Raw genomic sequence first — 17,776 nt, 5'->3', positions numbered from 1 at the left:
TCAAAGGTGGGTGTATCTCATTGCCTGCGTTCAGAATGAAGGTTTTGACAGTTTTTATTGGTACCGATTGGAGAGGGTGATATAGGCTGGTGGTACTGCCAAGGTAAGCCAAACCTTATTTTCTGCCTGATAGAATGTGTAGCCATCTTCTTGCATTTTTTGGCTATTGATATGTAATAAAGCAGGGGTACCATAACGCGTGCCTGTGTCGATTGCCGTATCACAGTCCTCTGTCAAATGAACATATTGTCGCCCTTTTGGTTTCAGGCCTTCAGTGTTGATACTATTTAAAAAACGCTCAGCTGTACCGTGGAGTAAACCAGCAGGCGGCGTGATTGCTGTGAGCTTGAGATCGACTGTATTTAACGAATGGCCTTGCACGGCTCTTATGTAGTGACCATCCTCAGAAACCGAAAAGCGGCCTTTTTTATCCTCTTCCACGATAGCATGGATTTGTTCTGGCGTAAGGCGCTGACCTGATGCATTTGCCAAATAGATCAACTCGTTGATATCCGCCCATCCAGACTCATTCAGTGTCAAACCTATTGCCTCGGGCTTGTGTCTTAAAACATAACTTAAAAATTTACTGTTTTTGACGTTAGATTGGGTCATAAGCCCCTCCAATAGTCCTTCCAAAAAGACTGATGTCCCCACCAGTCTTCAATCACAATGAACGAATTCAGTCTTCTTTAGCATCATCTATGTCGCTTTGACTGATCACGCCCAAATCATCAAGACAAAGCTTGTCATATTCTTTTTTACAAAAATTGGGGTCGATTTTGCACATGGCGGCTTGTAGCTGGTCAAGGCGGGTCTCTGATTGCTGAATATGATCGAGCATCTTGGCGAAAGCTTCGCCAACAGGGTCTTGTGAAGATGGACTAACCCCATAAGCTTGAAAGGTACTCTCGCGTACAGACTGATCGCTATCGGAGTGGCTGCGTGCCTTGCGGCGGCGTTTGTTATTGGTATCTTCTTGCACCTCGGCATTGTTTGGCTGTGCGGCTTGTTCTTGCTGCTTGGCATCTTGTACCTTAGTGGTCAGCGGATTGCCTTTTTCATCATGATGGGCTGAGATCATACGTGCGGCACTGCCAACCATGGTTGCATTTTCAGGAACGGCCTTCACCACGACCGCATTTGAGCCGATTTTGGCATTTTTGCCGACAGTAAAGGGGCCCAGCACTTTTGCGCCTGCGCCGACAATGACGCCATCTTCTAAGGTGGGGTGACGTTTGCCATTATTCCATGAGACGCCGCCAAGAGTGACACCATGATACAAGGTTACATCGTTGCCAATCTCTGCTGTCTCGCCGATGACCACACCCACGCCGTGGTCGATAAAAAAGCGCTTACCGATTTTGGCGGCAGGGTGAATCTCAATGCCAGTGAGGATGCGGGAACCATAGGAGACGGCACGTGCGGCAAATTTTTGGTCATGATGCCACAAACAATGTGCGCCGCGATGCAAAATCAGTGCGTGAATACCAGGGTAGGTCAGCAGGACCTCTGCGCTATTACGAGCGGCAGGGTCACGATTAAAGACCGCCTCAATGTCTTCTTTGAGGTCTCTTTTGATACTGGCAAGCGATTTGAGCAGGGCTGTTGGCAATGACATAAAGCGTCCTATCTGGTCGTCAATAAAAAAGCAAGCGATGCTGTTTATTGTTAAATCTAAATGCTGGGGATTAAGCTGCTTAGTTATAGCAGGTTTGCGCCTTAGAGTACAAGGGCTGAGCACAAAAATTGCATAAAATTGACTACGAGCTGGTCATCTACACGCCTGCGCACTGAGCGCCGCCACACACCATAAAAGTATATGACGGTCAGACAAAAGACAGATGGGTAAAACGCGAAGGTAAGGTTTATTTGGCCAGTTTGGCCAGTAAGGCGCTGAGCAGCTGGTATTCTTTTTGATCCAGCTGCAGGCGTGAACCAAGGCGAGATAGGCGCGCAGGTAAGGATTTGAGATGATCAGCATCTGCAAGACCACGTGCGACCATAAGGTCAGTGACACGCTGAGTCAGCTGCTGCTGCTGTGCTTGAGTGATGGCAGGCTCGTCCCAGTGTTGGCGGATATAGGTGTTGAGCATGGCAGACTCATTTGCTGCGGCATCGTTGCTGTCTGCCTGAGCTTGTAGGTGCGCAAAAATAAAACTGGCAATCACTTGCACTGCTGAGGCGACATTGAGCACAGGATAAGCAGGGTTGGCATCAATTTGAATGTGATAATCTGCAAATCCCAGCTCTTCGTTGGTTAGGCCGCGATCTTCACGGCCAAATAAGATGGCAATGTTTGGCAAAGGCGGTTCATCACTCGCCTGAGTCTGTGTCTGCTGATCGATAAAGCGGCGCATGATATCTGCGGCTTGTATGGGAGTGACCACAGGGCGCGGCATATGACGACTGCGGCTACTGGCCGCAAAGACCAGTTGGCAGTCGGCAATGGCTGTGGTGAGATCAGGCGTGATACGGGCCTGTGCCAATACCTCTGTGCCACCTGCAGCATGGGACACACTGCTGTCATCAATGGGATGCTTGGGATCGACCACTGTCAGACGCGATAGCCCCATGGTGTGCATGGCACGTGATGCAGAGCCAATATTGGCAGGCAAGGTGGTGTTGACCATGACCACCTGTATGCAAGACAAGTAGTCATCAATACTCAATAGAGCAGGAGATGAGGCGTCATGATTCATAAATATCCTAGTCTTAAGCTTTTATTGTCCCAAACGCTGATTGATCGCACGCTCAGCACGCTGCAAGGCACTGGCAAGCTGTTCAATACACGCGCCTTGTTGATTGATCGTTTGATTGCGGCAGGCTTCTTGTAATTGGCCGCCTAAGGCAATCAGTTCGGTCGCGCCAATATTGGCACTGGCCCCTTTGAGGGCGTGCGCGGCTTCAAAGCCATTGGCATTGTCATTATCAGCATGGGCTTGGCGCAGTAAGGCAAGGCGCTTTTCACTGTCGACAAGGTAGGTACTCACCAAGTCAAAAAAATCTTCTTCAAGCAAATCACGCATCTCTTCGAACTGTTCATCATCAATAATGTCATGTTCAAGATCGGCGGAAATAGTGTTTTTTTGGGCGTTAGTCATTGTTTTTTTCCAATCAAATCAAAATAGGACAAAAGGGTCAATTGTAGTGAAAATGCAGATGATCGTCATCAATTATGGTCACTAACTGCTGCAGATTATCATCATTAGGATACAGACGCCAGTGCTCAGAAAGTGCCACATTGGCAATACCGTAAGCCTCGTAAACACTCAGGCCTAGGGGTATACAATTGTCATTTATTACGCTGGGTACAGGCGCATATTGATCGGCATTTGCCAAAAGATCATTGCCATTTTCGTCGTACAAACTACCACCCATAGACTCATCATAATAGTCATTGATATCGGTCATATCGCCATCATCTGATGCTTCATCCTGACCTGATGGTAATGCTGGAATAATATCGGCTTGAGCAGATTTCAACAGCGGTTGTAGGCGTGTGAGTAGGTCAACATTTTGGGCATGTACCTTGATGCTGATCTTTTTCAGCCAGCGTAAGCGCGCGTCAACCATACTCAAAGCGTTATCAAGACGGGCGAACAACCTGCCATCGCGCTCACGAATACTGCCTTTGATCACCACCACTTCATCGACTTTGAGGCAGTCTTTGACACGGTTAAAGCGCTCGGCATAGCAGCTGACCTCAAGGCGCGATGTGCCATCATCTAAAGTGATGACATTGCGCGTGCCAAAGTTCGCAATATCAATGATTAAGCCCGAAAAATAGCAGCTGCCGTTATAGCCTGTATCGCTCAAACTGTCGAGCCTTGCCCCTGAGGTGTAGCGTTTCAGCTCATCTCGATACTCATCAATCGGATGCCCAGTGAGATACAAGCCAAGGGTGTTTTTTTCCGCTTTGAGGCGGTGTTTGTCGCCCCAAATCAGATCGACAGAAGTTGGTAGCGGCGGCGCACTCACCACGCTGTCCATGTCACCGAACAAATCCATCATACCGATTTCGCGGTTTTGTCGATCTTGCTCTGCTGCCTGCACAGCATTTGGCAACTGACTCATCAATGCGCCACGTATCTCGTAAGCTTGATCGGCTGGCAGGTCAGGGCGTAGCGTGGCGGCAAAGTCATCAAAGCAGCCTGCACGTACTAATGCCTCAAGGGTGCGTTTGTTGACTTTTTTGATGTCCACACGGCGACAAAAGTCATACAAGTCCTTAAACGCCCCTTCACGGCGGCGGGCTTCAACGATGGACTCCACCGCACCTTCACCAACGCCTTTAATCGCGCCCAAACCGTAAATAATATTGGTTGGGGTGTCAGCGACAAAGTGCCATTCGCTACGGTTCACGGAAGGATTGACTACCGTTAGCTCAAAGTTTTCGCGGCAGTCATTGATAAAGAACACCACGTTGTCAGTATTGTTCATATCTGAGGTGAGCACTGCTGCCATAAACTCGGCAGGGTAGTAGTGCTTCAGATAAGCGGTTTGATAGGCAAGAACACCATAAGCGGCAGAATGTGATTTGTTAAACCCGTAGCCTGCAAATTTTTCCATCAAGTCAAACACACCGCCTGAGGTGACCTCATCGATACCTTGTGCAGTCGCCCCTGTGACAAAAATATCCCGCTGCTTGGCCATTTCTTCAGGTTTTTTCTTACCCATAGCACGGCGCAACATGTCCGCGCCGCCCAAGCTGTAACCCGCCATGACCTGCGAGATTTGCATTACCTGTTCTTGATAAACGATAACGCCGTTGGTGTTGTTCAATATCGGCTCAAGGTTGGGATGATCGTAGATGACTTCCTCGCGACCATGTTTGCGGTCGATATACATCTCAACCATGCCCGCATCCAGAGGGCCTGGGCGATAGAGGGCACACATGGCGATGACATCTTCGATATTGCTGGGTTGCAGTTTGGCAAGGTATTTTTTCATACCCATACTCTCAAGCTGAAAGACGGCAGTGGTTTTGGCATCTTGTAGTAGACGATAGGCCTTGGCATCATCAAGCGGCAAGTCTTCTAGTACCAGTGCGCTGGTGTTTTCTTTGGCGCGGCGCTGATTGATGTTTTCAACCGCTGCATTGATGACGGTTAAGTTACGCAGACCCAAAAAGTCAAACTTAACCAGCCCGACGGCCTCTACATCATCTTTATCAAACTGCGAGACGCGGTGACCTTCATCATCGCAATAAATGGCGCTAAAATCAGTGATTTTGTGCGGGGCGATGAGCACGCCACCCGCATGTTTGCCCACGTTACGGCAGACACCTTCCAGCTTGGTCGCCATTTCCCAAATCTCAGTGGCGTCTTCATAATCCATGTTGTTTGGGTTGCTGATTAGGTCTTTGAGCTGCGGCTCTTGGTCGAGCGCTTGCGTCAAGGTAATGCCTGGAGTTTTGGGAATCAGCTTGGAGATTTTGTTGGCAAGGCCATAAGATTTGCCTTGTACACGCGCCACGTCGCGCACCACCGCTTTTGCCGCCATCGTACCAAAGGTGATGATTTGCGACACCGCTTCACGCCCGTAGGTCTCGGCGACATAATCAATCACGCGGTCGCGCCCTTCAATACAAAAATCGATATCAAAGTCGGGCATGGATACCCGTTCAGGATTCAAAAAGCGCTCGAACAGCAGATCGTAATGCAGTGGGTCGAGGTCGGTAATATTAAGCGCGTAGGCCACCAGTGAGCCTGCACCTGAGCCACGACCCGGCCCAACAGGGACGCCATTGGCCTTCGCCCAGCGGATAAAGTCCATGACGATTAAAAAATAACCCGGAAAGCCCATCGACAAAATGATGCCCAGCTCATAATCCAAGCGTTCATCATACTTTTGGCGTACCGCAGCCCAGTCTTCACCTCTGGATTCTATAGGGTAAAGTTTGGCCAAGCGATCATCAAGACCGCGCTTGGACTCTGCGCGGAAAAAAGACTCAATGGTCTCGCCCTCAGGGACAGGAAATTCGGGCAGCACGTTGATACCCAGTGTCAGGGTGACGTTACAGCGCGTGGCCAGACGCAGTGTGTTATCAATCACCTGCGGAAGATCTGCAAACAGCTGCGCCATCTCTTCTTGCGTCTTTAGATATTGTTCATCTGAATATGTCTGCGGACGGTTGGGGTCGGCGAGCACATACGAACCAGCAATACAAACGCGGGCTTCGTGGGCATCAAAGTCGTCTTTTTCTAAAAAGCGCACGTCATTATGCGCCACGATCGGTATTTGATGCTTGGCTCCTGCATGGATCGCTGCTTGAATAAAAATGTCTTCGCCTGTGCGGTTGGTACGCTTGATGGCAAAGTAGAGGCGATCGTCAAACTTGTCTTGCCAATCGCGCAGCAAGTTATCGGCTTTTTCAGGCATGGAGCTGACCAGTGCCTGCCCAACGTCAGATTTTTCAGACAGTAGCACCATCACTCCTGCGGCATGATGCAAAATGTGCTCACGCTTAACGATAGGTACGCCGTGATTGGCAGGGTCAGCGCGCCCTTCGGTAAACCCAAGCGACACGATACGAGTGATATTTTGATAGCCTTCATTGTTCATTGCCAGCAAGGTCAAGCGCGAATCTTCATTGTCCATGATGACTTCGCTGCCGATGATGGGCTTGATACCCGCTCCAAGGCAGGCGCGATAAAACTTCACTGTGGCATAAAGGTTGGATAAATCCGTTAATGCCAGCGCCCGCTGCTGGTCGGCGGCTGCCGCTTTAATCAGCGGCTTAATACGCACGATAGAGTCGGTGATCGAATATTCGCTATGAATGCCAAGATGTACAAATGCCATAGGGGACTCTTACTGATGCCAATCGAAAAAGGGGAATAGTATACAGATACTGATGCCGATATGCTCTAAAACAATGAGATATCAATCATTTATAGTGTGGTATGAGCAAAAAAACAAGAGCAAATAGCCTTGTTATATGCGCTCAAAATAAGGGGGTAATCATAGCATTATTTGCCGCTTGCAACCACTGGTTTGGTCGGCAGAAGCGGCGTTGTAGCGAGGGGACAGTTAAGCGATATGCCTGATATTTAAAGCAAATTTAGCAGCCATGTACATTGACGAGCAATTATTGAAGTATCAGTTTAAGCAATAGACCGTGGATACGTTTGTGATGGTGTATCGTGGTTATTTAAAGTTGAGGATAGATCAAAAATCTTATTAATCCCTTTCCCGTTTTATTGGTAATCGCATTGCTTGGATTTAAGAATAAATAAAATAGGAATTGAAGGGTTATTTATTAACCAGTCGATGATTTTTGTCTCAACATGTGAATGGCAAATAGACCAAGCACCGTACCTGATACCCATCTTTGAATAAGCATTAAAGATGGCTTTTTGGCGATGGTATGTTTCATCGAAGCCGCACTTAAGACAATCAGGCCATTCACCGTAACGGCTATGACGATTTGGACCACACCTAACTGTATAAATTGAGCAAAAGTAGAGCCGTGGGATGGATCGATGAACTGTGGAATAAGGGCGGCATACATCAGTGCAATTTTAGGGTTTAGCAAGTTAGTGACAAACCCCATTGAAAACAGGTTGAGCGGTGAATGTGGTTTAAGATTGTCAGCGACGAATACCGATCTGCCCTTTGGCTTAACCATATTCCAAGCCAAGTAGCCCAGATACATGGCACCTGCGATTCTGATAATGTCATACATCATGGGGACGGCTTTGAATAAGGCGGCTAAGCCAACAGCCGAAGCAATCATATAGAATAAAAACCCTACCGCAATGCCTGCTAAAGAAATCAGACCTGCCATACGCCCCTGTGAGGTCGATCTTGACACCAGATACATCATATTGGGTCCAGGTGACAACACAATTCCCAATGCGATCAGCGATACCGCAAATATACTTGCACTCGTCACCATAGTGATTCCTTATTGTTTTAAGATCATGATTTGCCAAAATGCCATGATGTCAAGTATCTCACGTTTCTAGAACGATATCTGATTATGGTACTTTACCTTATCAATGCTTGTCTATGCTAAATATCAACCATGACAAATGATAAAGTACAGTCAACTCGTATGGCCATCTTGTTAAAAGCAACACTGTTAAGCACCAATCAGAAAAATGCAATTTTTAATAATTTTTTTGATAAAGTTGGTGGTAAGTTTTTTTAATGAGCATTATCTTGCATTTTAAGTTTTTAAAAGTCATATTCATACCTTATGTATGTCTCTTTACCTCAGGCCAATAATGACAAAAATAACGGAATCATTAATACAAGCAATAGCCAGTCAAGCACACCCACTTTTAAGAGCAACTTATACGACAACAGAGATATATCAGCACTGTGCCCATGAGCTTCAAGAAGATATAAAAAGACTGGGTAGCGATCACTTGGCATTATTATTCGCCGAATATACCGCCATTGCTGGCATAGACCCAGCAGAATATAAAAGCCGTTTGATAAACGATGACCATGGCAGTGTTGCCTTATGCGGTATTCGCTTTCGTGGTATGGATGTCTCCCAGCCATTTGTCGCGGTAACGGCTATGCTAAAACCACTCAGTATAAATCGTATCACTGTATTGGTAGATAAGATCTCAAAGGCATTTGAGGTCTTTAAACCTCAATATGTTCAATTCTATATCCCAAGCGATTTGGATATTCAACCTGTCAATTTTGTTTCAGCGCATTGGGACAATCGTATACTGGCAAATACCTTGGATACGCTCACTGAAAATGCCACACAGCATATAGCCTGTCTCTTTGATAGTAAATGTGAGCTATTATCCGCACACTCTCTTATGTTTTATAACCAATATGAGAGGGCCTATCACAAGTTGCTTGATGACTGTCCTCAACATGCGCTAATGATGGTATTCAAGCCAATAGCGGATATGAAAACTTGGGTAGCGCAGGGCTTTGTTCATCTGCTATATGTCAATGACGAATTGGCAGGTTTGATCATAGTAGAGCCTGATAATAGCTTAGGAATGACTGGCTTTTATATCATTGAAAACATGATATTTCCTGAGTATAGAGGGCAGGGTTTGGGAAAATGGATGCAGCAGACGATGATAGGTCAACTGGCCACCACTCAAAATAGCCAGTCAACAAAACAGCAAACAGAAATGTTATTTGGAACCATCCATTGTGATAACCTCTCGGCGATTGGCTGCGCGAAAAGCGTCGGACGTGATGATATTGAAGGGTATCTGTGGGTGGCAACGGGCTTGGCAAGGCAATCAGCCGCCGTGTTATCAACACATGATGATAAAGTGACATGAATGATAGCCAAGCAAACGTAATAGTGAATCATAAAATAACATGATTGGTGATTTGGCACTCGATATCAGCTTTATTGATGTATCAAAAATATTATCAATCAATGGGCATTTTATTGCCATGACCGTACTGATGTGATTATTATGACTGGTGCTTTAATGGTTTTTATTAACGGTTGAGCTCATTTTATGGGTGATATCGTTGTTAATATTTGAGAATAAATAAAAAGTTAAAGGTGTATTTATGAGTAATATAAAAAAGTTGCCTGCATTCGGCGATCTATTGAATGCAGGTATACAGACCATTAAGAATTTAAGTACAAGAAATACCATTGGTCGCACAGTTTTTTATCGTGAATTTGAAAAATTGGCAGGCATTGTGGCTGATCATAAGGAAATTAATTTTATGAGTCGTCATGACATTCGTCATGAGTGTCATGAAGGGTCGCCATGCTACGACGAGGTGGTTGATCTGGTGTTGCTCTGCTTGTCTGCGATGGGTTTAGTAAAAGAAAATACTTTCAGTTTGGTGCCCAATTTAAATCAGAATTTTGCCAACTTTATCACCTTTGATGAAAAAGTAACGCCAAAAAATATCATCCGCTTGGATCCATTTGGTAAGGTCTATTTTTGGCTGGCAGGTAGTAATTTTAGTCAGTATATTAATGATGGGGTATTAAATAATGATTATATTGCGAACTTAAAAAGGTTTGATGCTAAAGCATTTTCTGACTTACAAAAGGTAAATTTAGCGGCCTATGGAAAGAATGGCGATGTGCTCATTACTCATTTAATTGATGAGGCGCAGCGGCGTACTTCTATTTTTATGAACAATTATGCAGACGCTACCGTTGGCAGTGATTTTGTCAAAGTGACACCTGATATGATTATGGCGCAAATTGATAGTTTGTCTCCGCTACAGTTCGAATGGTTTTGTTTAAAATTGGTGGAGCGATCTTTAGAAATCGAAAGTCCAGAGAGTAATTTGACGGCGCGTCATACAGGTCGTACTAATGATAATGGTATTGATGGTTTGATTATTCAGGATTTTCCCGATGGAGAGGTGCATAACTACTATATTCAGGCAAAGCTATATAGTACAGGCAATAACATATCAAACGGCGATTTAAGAAACTTTATCGGTGCTTATCCGCCACAAAAAACCAATCATCATGGATTATTTATCACTACCACCAGTTTTACTAAACCTGCGCAAGACTATGCCAACGCGACGGATTCTCATAGCCTGATTTTAATTGACCAAATAAACCTGATAGAACTTATGATGCAGCATAAAGTTGGACTAAAAGAAGTGAATGCACGCCCAAAATTGTTATTAGATAATGACTTTTTTAACAAAATAAAACTGTACTAAATTTTTATAGTTTCTCTATTTTTTTTAGAAAAAAAGCCTATATGCGGCATGATGCAACATCAAATTTTAATAAGCGAACAAGCGCAATAGCTACTTACCCTTGCTCGCCAGTGGTCTCAATATTCAAAATGTGATTAATACCCAACCACTGCCGCGTCAACGATACGCGGGTCAGACGCGCCGTAGATGCCAGTGGGTGTCAGCATGATAGATTGGGTTGAGCCCATGGTGGCCTTGGGGCTGACTTTGTGACCCATTGATTCAAGCTTATTGATGGTGTCGATGTTCAGCGCCTTTTCAATGCGAATCTCATCTGGCAGCCACTGGTCATGAATACGCGGTGCGTGCGTGGCTTCAGCGATGTTCATATCATGGTCGATGACGTTAGAGATGATTTGGGTAACCGTGGTGATGATGCGGCTACCACCGGGGCTGCCTGTGACGATGTAAGGCTTACTGTCTTTAAACACGAGCGTTGGGCTCATTGAGGACAGCGGCCGCTTATTGGCAGCAACGGCATTGGCGTCACCGCCAAGCAGGCCGTAACCATTGGGTACACCGGGTTTGGCAGAAAAATCATCCATTTCATTGTTCAGTAGGATGCCTGTACCCTCAGCGACGAGGCCAGTGCCATACGAGAAGTTGAGGGTATAGGTGTTGGCCACCGCATTGCCTTCTTTATCCACGATAGAAAAATGCGTGGTTTGGTCGCTCTCGTAGGGGATCGGGTTGCCGGCTTTGATACTTGAGGCAGGCGTGGCTTTGCTTGGGTCAATGCGCATTTGCAATGCTTTGGCATAAGGTTTTGCAGTCAAGCCGCTGACAGGCACATCGACAAAATCGGTATCACCCAAATACTCTGCGCGATCGGCATAAGCTAACTGCATGGCCTCCGCCATCAGGTGGATGGTTTGGGCACTGTTTTGGCCATATTTATTTAGTGGGTAGTGCTCTAAGATATTGAGTATCTGAACGATATGAATACCGCCCGAGGAGGGCGGCGGCATCGAGACCACCTCATAACCACGGTAATTGCCTTTGATGGGCTTGCGGTTCACCGCTTCATAGTTGGCCAGATCTTGCAGGCTCATGCTGCCGCCTGCGCCTTTGATCGCGCTGACCAGTTTGCGCGCTGTTTCACCTTTATAAAATCCATCGGCACCTTTGTCAGCGATCAGTTGTAAGGAATGTGCCAGCTCAGGCTGTTTGAGACGTTCGCCTGGGGCGTAGTTGCTGTCGTCAGCCTTATAGAAAACTTTTTTAGTGCTGGGCCATTTTTGCAGCCGCTCGCTGAGGGCGCTGAGCGACTCAGACAGCCCTGGTGTGACCTCAATGCCATCTGCCGCCAGTTTAATGGCAGGTGCCATCACTTGCTGACGGCTCATGCTGCCATGCTCTTCCAAGGCTTTTAGTAGTCCTGCAACTGTACCGGGCACCCCAACGGCCAACCCATGATAACGGGACAAATCACTGACGGCGTTGCCTTGTTCATCCAAGTACATATCATCAAAAGCGGCGTTTGGTGCTTTTTCGCGGTAATCGAGTGCCACCGTTTTGTCCTGCTTGGCATCATAAATCATCATAAAGCCGCCACCGCCAATGTTACCCGCACGCGGCAGGGTTACGGCCAGTGCAAAACCCACTGCCACTGCTGCATCGACTGCATTACCGCCGTCTTTGAGGATCTGTAGACCAATGTCAGAGGCCAGCGCTTCTTGGGTGGCGACCATGCCGTTTTTTGCCCACAGTGGGTGCTCAATGGCATCGCTAGAGTAAATGGCTTGATCGGTGCTTGCCTTTGTGCTGCTGGCAGTGACGCGCTGAGTTTCAGACAACATGATGGGGGCTGGCGCGGCAAGGCTGTTGTCTGTCGTCTCGTCGGCATGGGCAGAGATGGACAACAGCAGAGCACCGCTGAGCATGAACACGGCAGAGCGAGAAGAGGTAGCAGAAAAATCAAGCATCGCAAAATCCTTTTTTACGGATAACGGTCAAGAGTAAGACAGGCAGCAATATCAGACACGTGATGAGGCAGACGTGAGCGTCCGTATCGAGCCAGTACGGACGTATCAAAACGCATCAGCAGTACGCATCAGCAGTTTGCTTGTCAAAAAGCTAAGGTAGCACAGTACAAAATCAAAAAGCGACCGCTTATCGCACTGTCACTACCGAAAATCGCTCACTTTCTCATTCGATCAGAGTAATGACGGTAAGGTAGACATACGATGGGTGCAATGAAGCGGCTTTAAAATCATTAAGATAGCGCCGCTATGGTTAGTTTTCCAAACAAAAGATAGCTTAAGGCTACTCATTTGTAACTTTTTGTGCTATAAGTAGTCTCATTTTATACACTATTGTTTCTATTGCCGCTTGTATTTATGAGGTCTTTTATGTCACTGCCCAGCGCCACTCATCGTCAGACTCAGGATGGGGCGAAGTCTGTCTCAAGCCAATCGGTCTCAACAGACCATAAGCATAAATGGCTATCGATAGCGAGTAGTGCACTGCTACTTAGCGGGGTTGGCTTGACGTTGGCTGGTTGTCAGTCCACACCTATGGCGACAACGTCGGCATCGCCCTCAGGAGCGCTGATTGATTTTAGCGTTGCAGATGTCCAGCAGCGCGCGGCGCAAAGCCAAGCCTTTGATCAGCGTATGCAGGCCGACCAGATGCATTATGCTCAAATTTTTGATCAAGATCGTTATCCCAGCGCAGAAAACAAAGCCAAAACCCAGCTGATAGCGGCGATTCGCCAGCATTTGGCGACCGAGCATGTCGCTGTCTCTAAGGCCAACTATCATACCCAGCCTAATACTGATGCCAGCAGTATTGATGCTGGCTCAAGCGGTTTACTGAGAACCGCGATCGAGACCTATTTGTATCAAGAAGCGCAGCGCGATGATAACGACTACGATAGTGATTATGATAGCGACTATGATGACGAGTACGATGATTATGAGTATGCAGATGATGTGGTTGTGGTAGAAGAACAAATTGAAGAAGCAGATGAAGAAGGGTATACCGCTGAAGATGACTACGACTACGAATATGATGAATACGACGAATACGACGAATATGATGAAGGGACGGGCAGCGACTCACTCCTCTCAAAACTAAAGCCGCGTGATTGGTTTAACAGCTACGAAGACATGCAGGCTGCAAAAGAAGCAGGAGAGTACACCTCACCATTATCTGGTTCTGAAATGGGCTTTATCGGCACACTGCTTGGTTCTATGCACAAAACGCCTGAGCAAGTAAAGGCGCTTAATGCCTATCAATATCAGTACTTATCAGTGAACAGTGTCAGTCATTACCAACCTGTACAAAAGAAATTTGAAAGCGTCTACAGCTATGATTATGTGGCGCCGACCGTTCAGTCGTCGATGCAAATTCCGCTTGGACTTGATTTTCAAAACAGTCAGCTGAGAGTAGACCCTTCTGCCGTCATGCCTATCGTGGCGATGTTTAGCCCTGAAACGACGGCGCTGCCTGACACCATGGCGACGCATACGGTCGATTTTGGCCTACCTGAGAGCATCACCTCACAAATCCCGCCAGATGTGCTCTATGATGCCTTTATGTCTGCGTTACAAGACAGTATGTCGGAGATTGCGCCAGAGCACTTCAGCACGGTTAATGTCAAAGAGGATGTTTTTGCCCAGCAAGTGGGTGCGAGTAAGGCGGTCAAGGTCTATTTTGGTAGTGCCCAAAGCGGCGAGATGGTTGGTAGAATGGTCAAATACATGAGTCAGTATTTGCGGCAGTATGTTGATACACACCCTGAGAAGTACGCTGATGAGACCTTATTGACCGTCGCGATTGATAAATTGCAGCAATACAACAAAGGTTACCAAAGCGCAGATATTGGCGCGATGCTGCAGCTGGTAGAGGCCATCAGCCCGTTCTCCTTTAACCATACCAACTACTATTACCTAGATCGTAACAATCATCTGGTTGCCAAGCAGCAGCGCACGAACATCGGTAGTGACTTTTTGGGTTCTAAAACCAGCGTCGTCAATCAAACCCGCTATGATGCACCAAGCTTCAAACAAAACCGCTTGACCCCGCTGTTGCAGCAAAGTTTTGGCGCAGATGCGCCAGCCGCCATTGATGGTAATCAGTGGCTAAAGGATAGACGTGCCAAACAATCGCTGCTCGATGAGGCGCGTTATGCTCGCTATGATTACGAATATGAATACGATGACAGTGATGCGCTCTATGACAATGATGAATACGACTACGATTACGATGAATACCAATCTGAAGATGATACCGCATTTATTGGTGAAGTCGATGAAGACCAAAAATTTTAGCCAATCATCGCACCAACATTGAATCGATCATCACGTTTTAGGATATTTGAATATGAACCTCTCCAAGCACACATCGTTCGCGATCAAGCCATTAGTTCTGAGTACTTGCGCCCTCAGTATGCTGGTGCTGGTCGGCTGCCAGTCTATGCCTGCCGCTCAGTCGGCAAATACCACATCAATAAGCGCTGTCCAAACCCCTGCCGCTGCCAAAGCCATGATAATAAAAGCGGCACAGCAGCAGCGCCGCACGTCATTTGCTTATCATAGCAATATTGAGATCAACAACCGTCAGAAATTTGTTGGCGTCAAAGCAGATAGCATTGTGGCTGATAGCGATTACGTTGGCAGTTATTGTGAAGACAAGCACGACCAAGACTATGCCGCTCTGATCGGCCAAGCACAAGAACAAGACAAGGACGTGGCTGCTGCTGCCTATTCCCAGCAGCGAGAAGCGATCAAAAACGAATACCTTGCTTGCTCTAAAAACTATCGCGCGTGGGATGATAATCAGTATAGCTACGATAATGAGTATAATGAACCATATGCGATTGATGAGCGCGAAAAAAGCCCGGTATCACCTTATTATCAAAAGCTGTTTGATGAGTATGATGAGCGTACCACCTCAATGGATATCAAAAAAGCGCAACTGCTAGATGCTTATCTGTTCAAGCCGTTATCTATCGATGCGCAAGGGGTCTATCAGCCGCTTGCTGGCAGGTTTACCATATTGCCAAGCGCTCAGTATCACGCACGCAACCACCATACCAGCATCAGCCAGCCCATTTATGTTGATGCCAAATCGGGCAGCATCTATCTGTGGGCTGATAACATTGCCATGATAAATGCAGCATGGATAGACGATGAGCTGGGTACCAAATGGAAGAATAAATGGTTGAAAATCACCATGAATGATGGCAGCTTACCCAAAGGCTTTGGCAAAGCATTGATCAAAAGTCATTTTAAAGCCATGGATGCGACCCTCGCTCAAGCAGACGCGCAAGAATTTGAGTTTATTACTGCAAAAAGCTTGAATATGATGTCGCCTAAGCTACCAGCACACCAGTTACAACCAATGTTACAAAGCAGCCAGATTGTCCGCCGCGTGCAAGACAATGACAGCCGCACGCAAGCTCTGACTCAATACTATAATGCGTTATACGCTTCTATCAGCGCGCAGTATCCTGAATTTATCGAAGAAATTGAGCATTCAGATGGCAATGATGACGACGATGCCAAGCAAAAATGGACCAGCAAAGTCATGGTGCAGCAAGGTTTGGCAATGATAAAAAGAATGATTGATGCAGAAGCGCACAATGACGACGAGACATCAGTCAATGCCATCACGCAGGACTTAAGTGGATTTGATCGTCAAGGTAATCTGTTGTGGCAGCACAACCGCATGCCCTTATCAACAGTGACGGATAAAGAACCGGCAATGGCGAAGCAAGTGATGATTGATACCCTGCAACAATATACCCCAATACGCGCTCAAGACAGTATGTTCCCCAATTTGCCGAGTGACATGCAAGTGCCCACTGCCCAAAACAGTGTCGATGCAAGAGAGTATGGTGAGCTACTGATGCAGCGATACCGTAATGGCGAAGGGGCTGCCATTGGTCAGCAGCTGTTTAATATGCTACCAATGCTGCAAAGCCGCCTAGACATGGTTGCGCCATAAGGGACGTGATCTGTGTTGCTGCCCCCAGTCATAGGCTTTGAACATCATCTGTGCTGAGTCACGATAGGGGTGCTGTTCTTAGTGGTTGACGGTGGCTGCAATACCGTCATCAGCATAATGATTAAAAAAGCGCATGAGCGATGGCTGATGCGCTTTTTGGCTTCTATACCTTAAGAAAAGTTGCATTGATGCAGCCCAATGATGATCTTGCAAGTCAGTTAAGCGGGCGCGATACCATGTAGGTCATCGGACAACGTTGAATAAGAAATGGCACCGCACGTACCAGAATAGCTGAACAGTCGCGGTCAGCGATGCGCGCGCACAATCGCCAAGACAAGGTACAGGATTTAACTTGTGGCCTAGGTGTCTCGCTTTTCTGCTTAAAGCAGTTTGACGTTTTTAAGTAAAGCGACTGCTTCGTCATAATGGGTCATATCAATAATCTGGCTAGGCTCTTTGCGTAAGATGATCCAGTCATCTTCCATACTTCTAGGCCCCAAGTTATATTGCACACTGATGTGTTTTTTATCGCATCTTACACAGCGGTATCGATTGCCTTTGATAGCGGCCGGAATGGCCAGACCGCCACAGCTACAAAGTACGGCGCAGCTTTGTAAAATATTGAGATTATGGCGAAGCTGCATGGGCACATCAGCATCTGTTGTTGACGTTTTGTCAACGTGAAATAGGATATTGATTATTTTAGGTAAGCGCATAAATTATTCCAATAAAGTCGAGAGTTTAAGGAAGTAACAATTTTCATTTTTTCAAGAACTTAATTGTAACGCTATTTACATAAGATAAACAGTCAGAGTGTCCGTTTATCACAAAATAAATGAAGATAATTTAAATAACCGTTAAGAGGATAGCACTAATAGCTATCATAAATCATCTACAAATGATTAAATATTAGTTAGAAGCCAAATTTTTTTAGTTTTAAACAATATTCTCAAGGTGCTGAGTCACAAAAAACAAGGTGTCTTGTTACAACCCTACTAACAATCCTTACAAAATAGTGAGAGGCAAATACTGACAGAATGTATAACTAGTGTAATAATGTTGGGTTTTCTAGGAGAATGGGGTTTGATGAATGAGCGGATTGACGACACTTGTATGGTGGGTATACAAGGAAAGTGTCCATATT

The 17,776-nt window shown here is 46.3% G+C and carries 12 protein-coding genes; 4 read left to right on the top strand and 8 right to left on the bottom strand.

Annotated features, from left to right (window positions below; all coding sequences use genetic code 11):
* Positions 1–54: 54 nt before the first annotated feature.
* The 6 genes from ACFI32_RS07540 to ACFI32_RS07515 all read right to left on the bottom strand — a co-directional run bounded on the left by ACFI32_RS07540 (position 55) and on the right by ACFI32_RS07515 (position 7,900).
* A complete protein-coding gene (locus tag ACFI32_RS07540; protein ID WP_462625906.1) occupies positions 55–612 on the bottom strand; it encodes an RNA 2'-phosphotransferase in 558 nt (185 codons plus the stop codon).
* A 67-nt stretch (positions 613–679) separates the two neighbouring features.
* Complete coding sequence (cysE, locus tag ACFI32_RS07535; RefSeq protein ID WP_462625905.1) at positions 680–1,618, bottom strand: serine O-acetyltransferase; 939 nt, start codon at positions 1,616–1,618, stop codon at positions 680–682.
* Between the two features lie 247 nt (positions 1,619–1,865).
* Complete coding sequence (locus tag ACFI32_RS07530; RefSeq protein ID WP_462625904.1) at positions 1,866–2,699, bottom strand: RNA methyltransferase; 834 nt, start codon at positions 2,697–2,699, stop codon at positions 1,866–1,868.
* A gap of 21 nt (positions 2,700–2,720) precedes the next feature.
* Positions 2,721–3,101, bottom strand: a complete 381-nt coding sequence (locus ACFI32_RS07525; protein WP_462625903.1) for an Hpt domain-containing protein — start codon at positions 3,099–3,101, stop codon at positions 2,721–2,723.
* A gap of 37 nt (positions 3,102–3,138) precedes the next feature.
* A complete protein-coding gene (gene dnaE, locus ACFI32_RS07520) occupies positions 3,139–6,804 on the bottom strand; it encodes a DNA polymerase III subunit alpha (RefSeq protein WP_462625902.1) in 3,666 nt (1,221 codons plus the stop codon).
* A gap of 457 nt (positions 6,805–7,261) precedes the next feature.
* A complete protein-coding gene (locus ACFI32_RS07515; RefSeq protein WP_462625900.1) occupies positions 7,262–7,900 on the bottom strand; it encodes a LysE family translocator in 639 nt (212 codons plus the stop codon).
* Positions 7,901–8,207: 307 nt separating this feature from the next.
* On the opposite strand from ACFI32_RS07515, the gene ACFI32_RS07510 reads away from it, so the two are divergent.
* Together ACFI32_RS07510 and ACFI32_RS07505 are read left to right on the top strand one after the other, a co-directional pair.
* Positions 8,208–9,269, top strand: a complete 1,062-nt coding sequence (locus ACFI32_RS07510) for a hypothetical protein (protein ID WP_462625899.1) — start codon at positions 8,208–8,210, stop codon at positions 9,267–9,269.
* Positions 9,270–9,510: 241 nt separating this feature from the next.
* On the top strand, positions 9,511–10,641 hold the full coding sequence (locus ACFI32_RS07505; protein ID WP_462625898.1) for a restriction endonuclease: 1,131 nt from the start codon (positions 9,511–9,513) through the stop codon (positions 10,639–10,641).
* Positions 10,642–10,775: 134 nt separating this feature from the next.
* On the opposite strand, the gene ggt is transcribed toward ACFI32_RS07505, so the two are convergent.
* Positions 10,776–12,605, bottom strand: coding sequence for a gamma-glutamyltransferase (gene ggt, locus ACFI32_RS07500; RefSeq protein ID WP_462625897.1), 1,830 nt, complete (start codon positions 12,603–12,605; stop codon positions 10,776–10,778).
* 426 nt (positions 12,606–13,031) lie between these two features.
* Here ggt and ACFI32_RS07495 point away from each other — a divergent pair, with 426 nt between their 5' ends.
* Positions 13,032–14,954, top strand: a complete 1,923-nt coding sequence (locus ACFI32_RS07495; RefSeq protein WP_462625896.1) for a hypothetical protein — start codon at positions 13,032–13,034, stop codon at positions 14,952–14,954.
* Positions 14,955–15,006: 52 nt separating this feature from the next.
* On the top strand, positions 15,007–16,632 hold the full coding sequence (locus ACFI32_RS07490; RefSeq protein WP_462625895.1) for a hypothetical protein: 1,626 nt from the start codon (positions 15,007–15,009) through the stop codon (positions 16,630–16,632).
* Positions 16,633–17,012: 380 nt separating this feature from the next.
* Here ACFI32_RS07490 and ACFI32_RS07485 read toward each other — a convergent pair whose 3' ends face one another.
* On the bottom strand, positions 17,013–17,348 hold the full coding sequence (locus ACFI32_RS07485; RefSeq protein ID WP_462625894.1) for a hypothetical protein: 336 nt from the start codon (positions 17,346–17,348) through the stop codon (positions 17,013–17,015).
* Positions 17,349–17,776 lie beyond the last annotated feature (428 nt).

This window comes from Psychrobacter sp. PSi21 (genome assembly GCF_054960615.1).
Note: the sequence above shows the minus strand (reverse complement) of the source record. Positions and strands in the feature narration are given on the sequence as shown.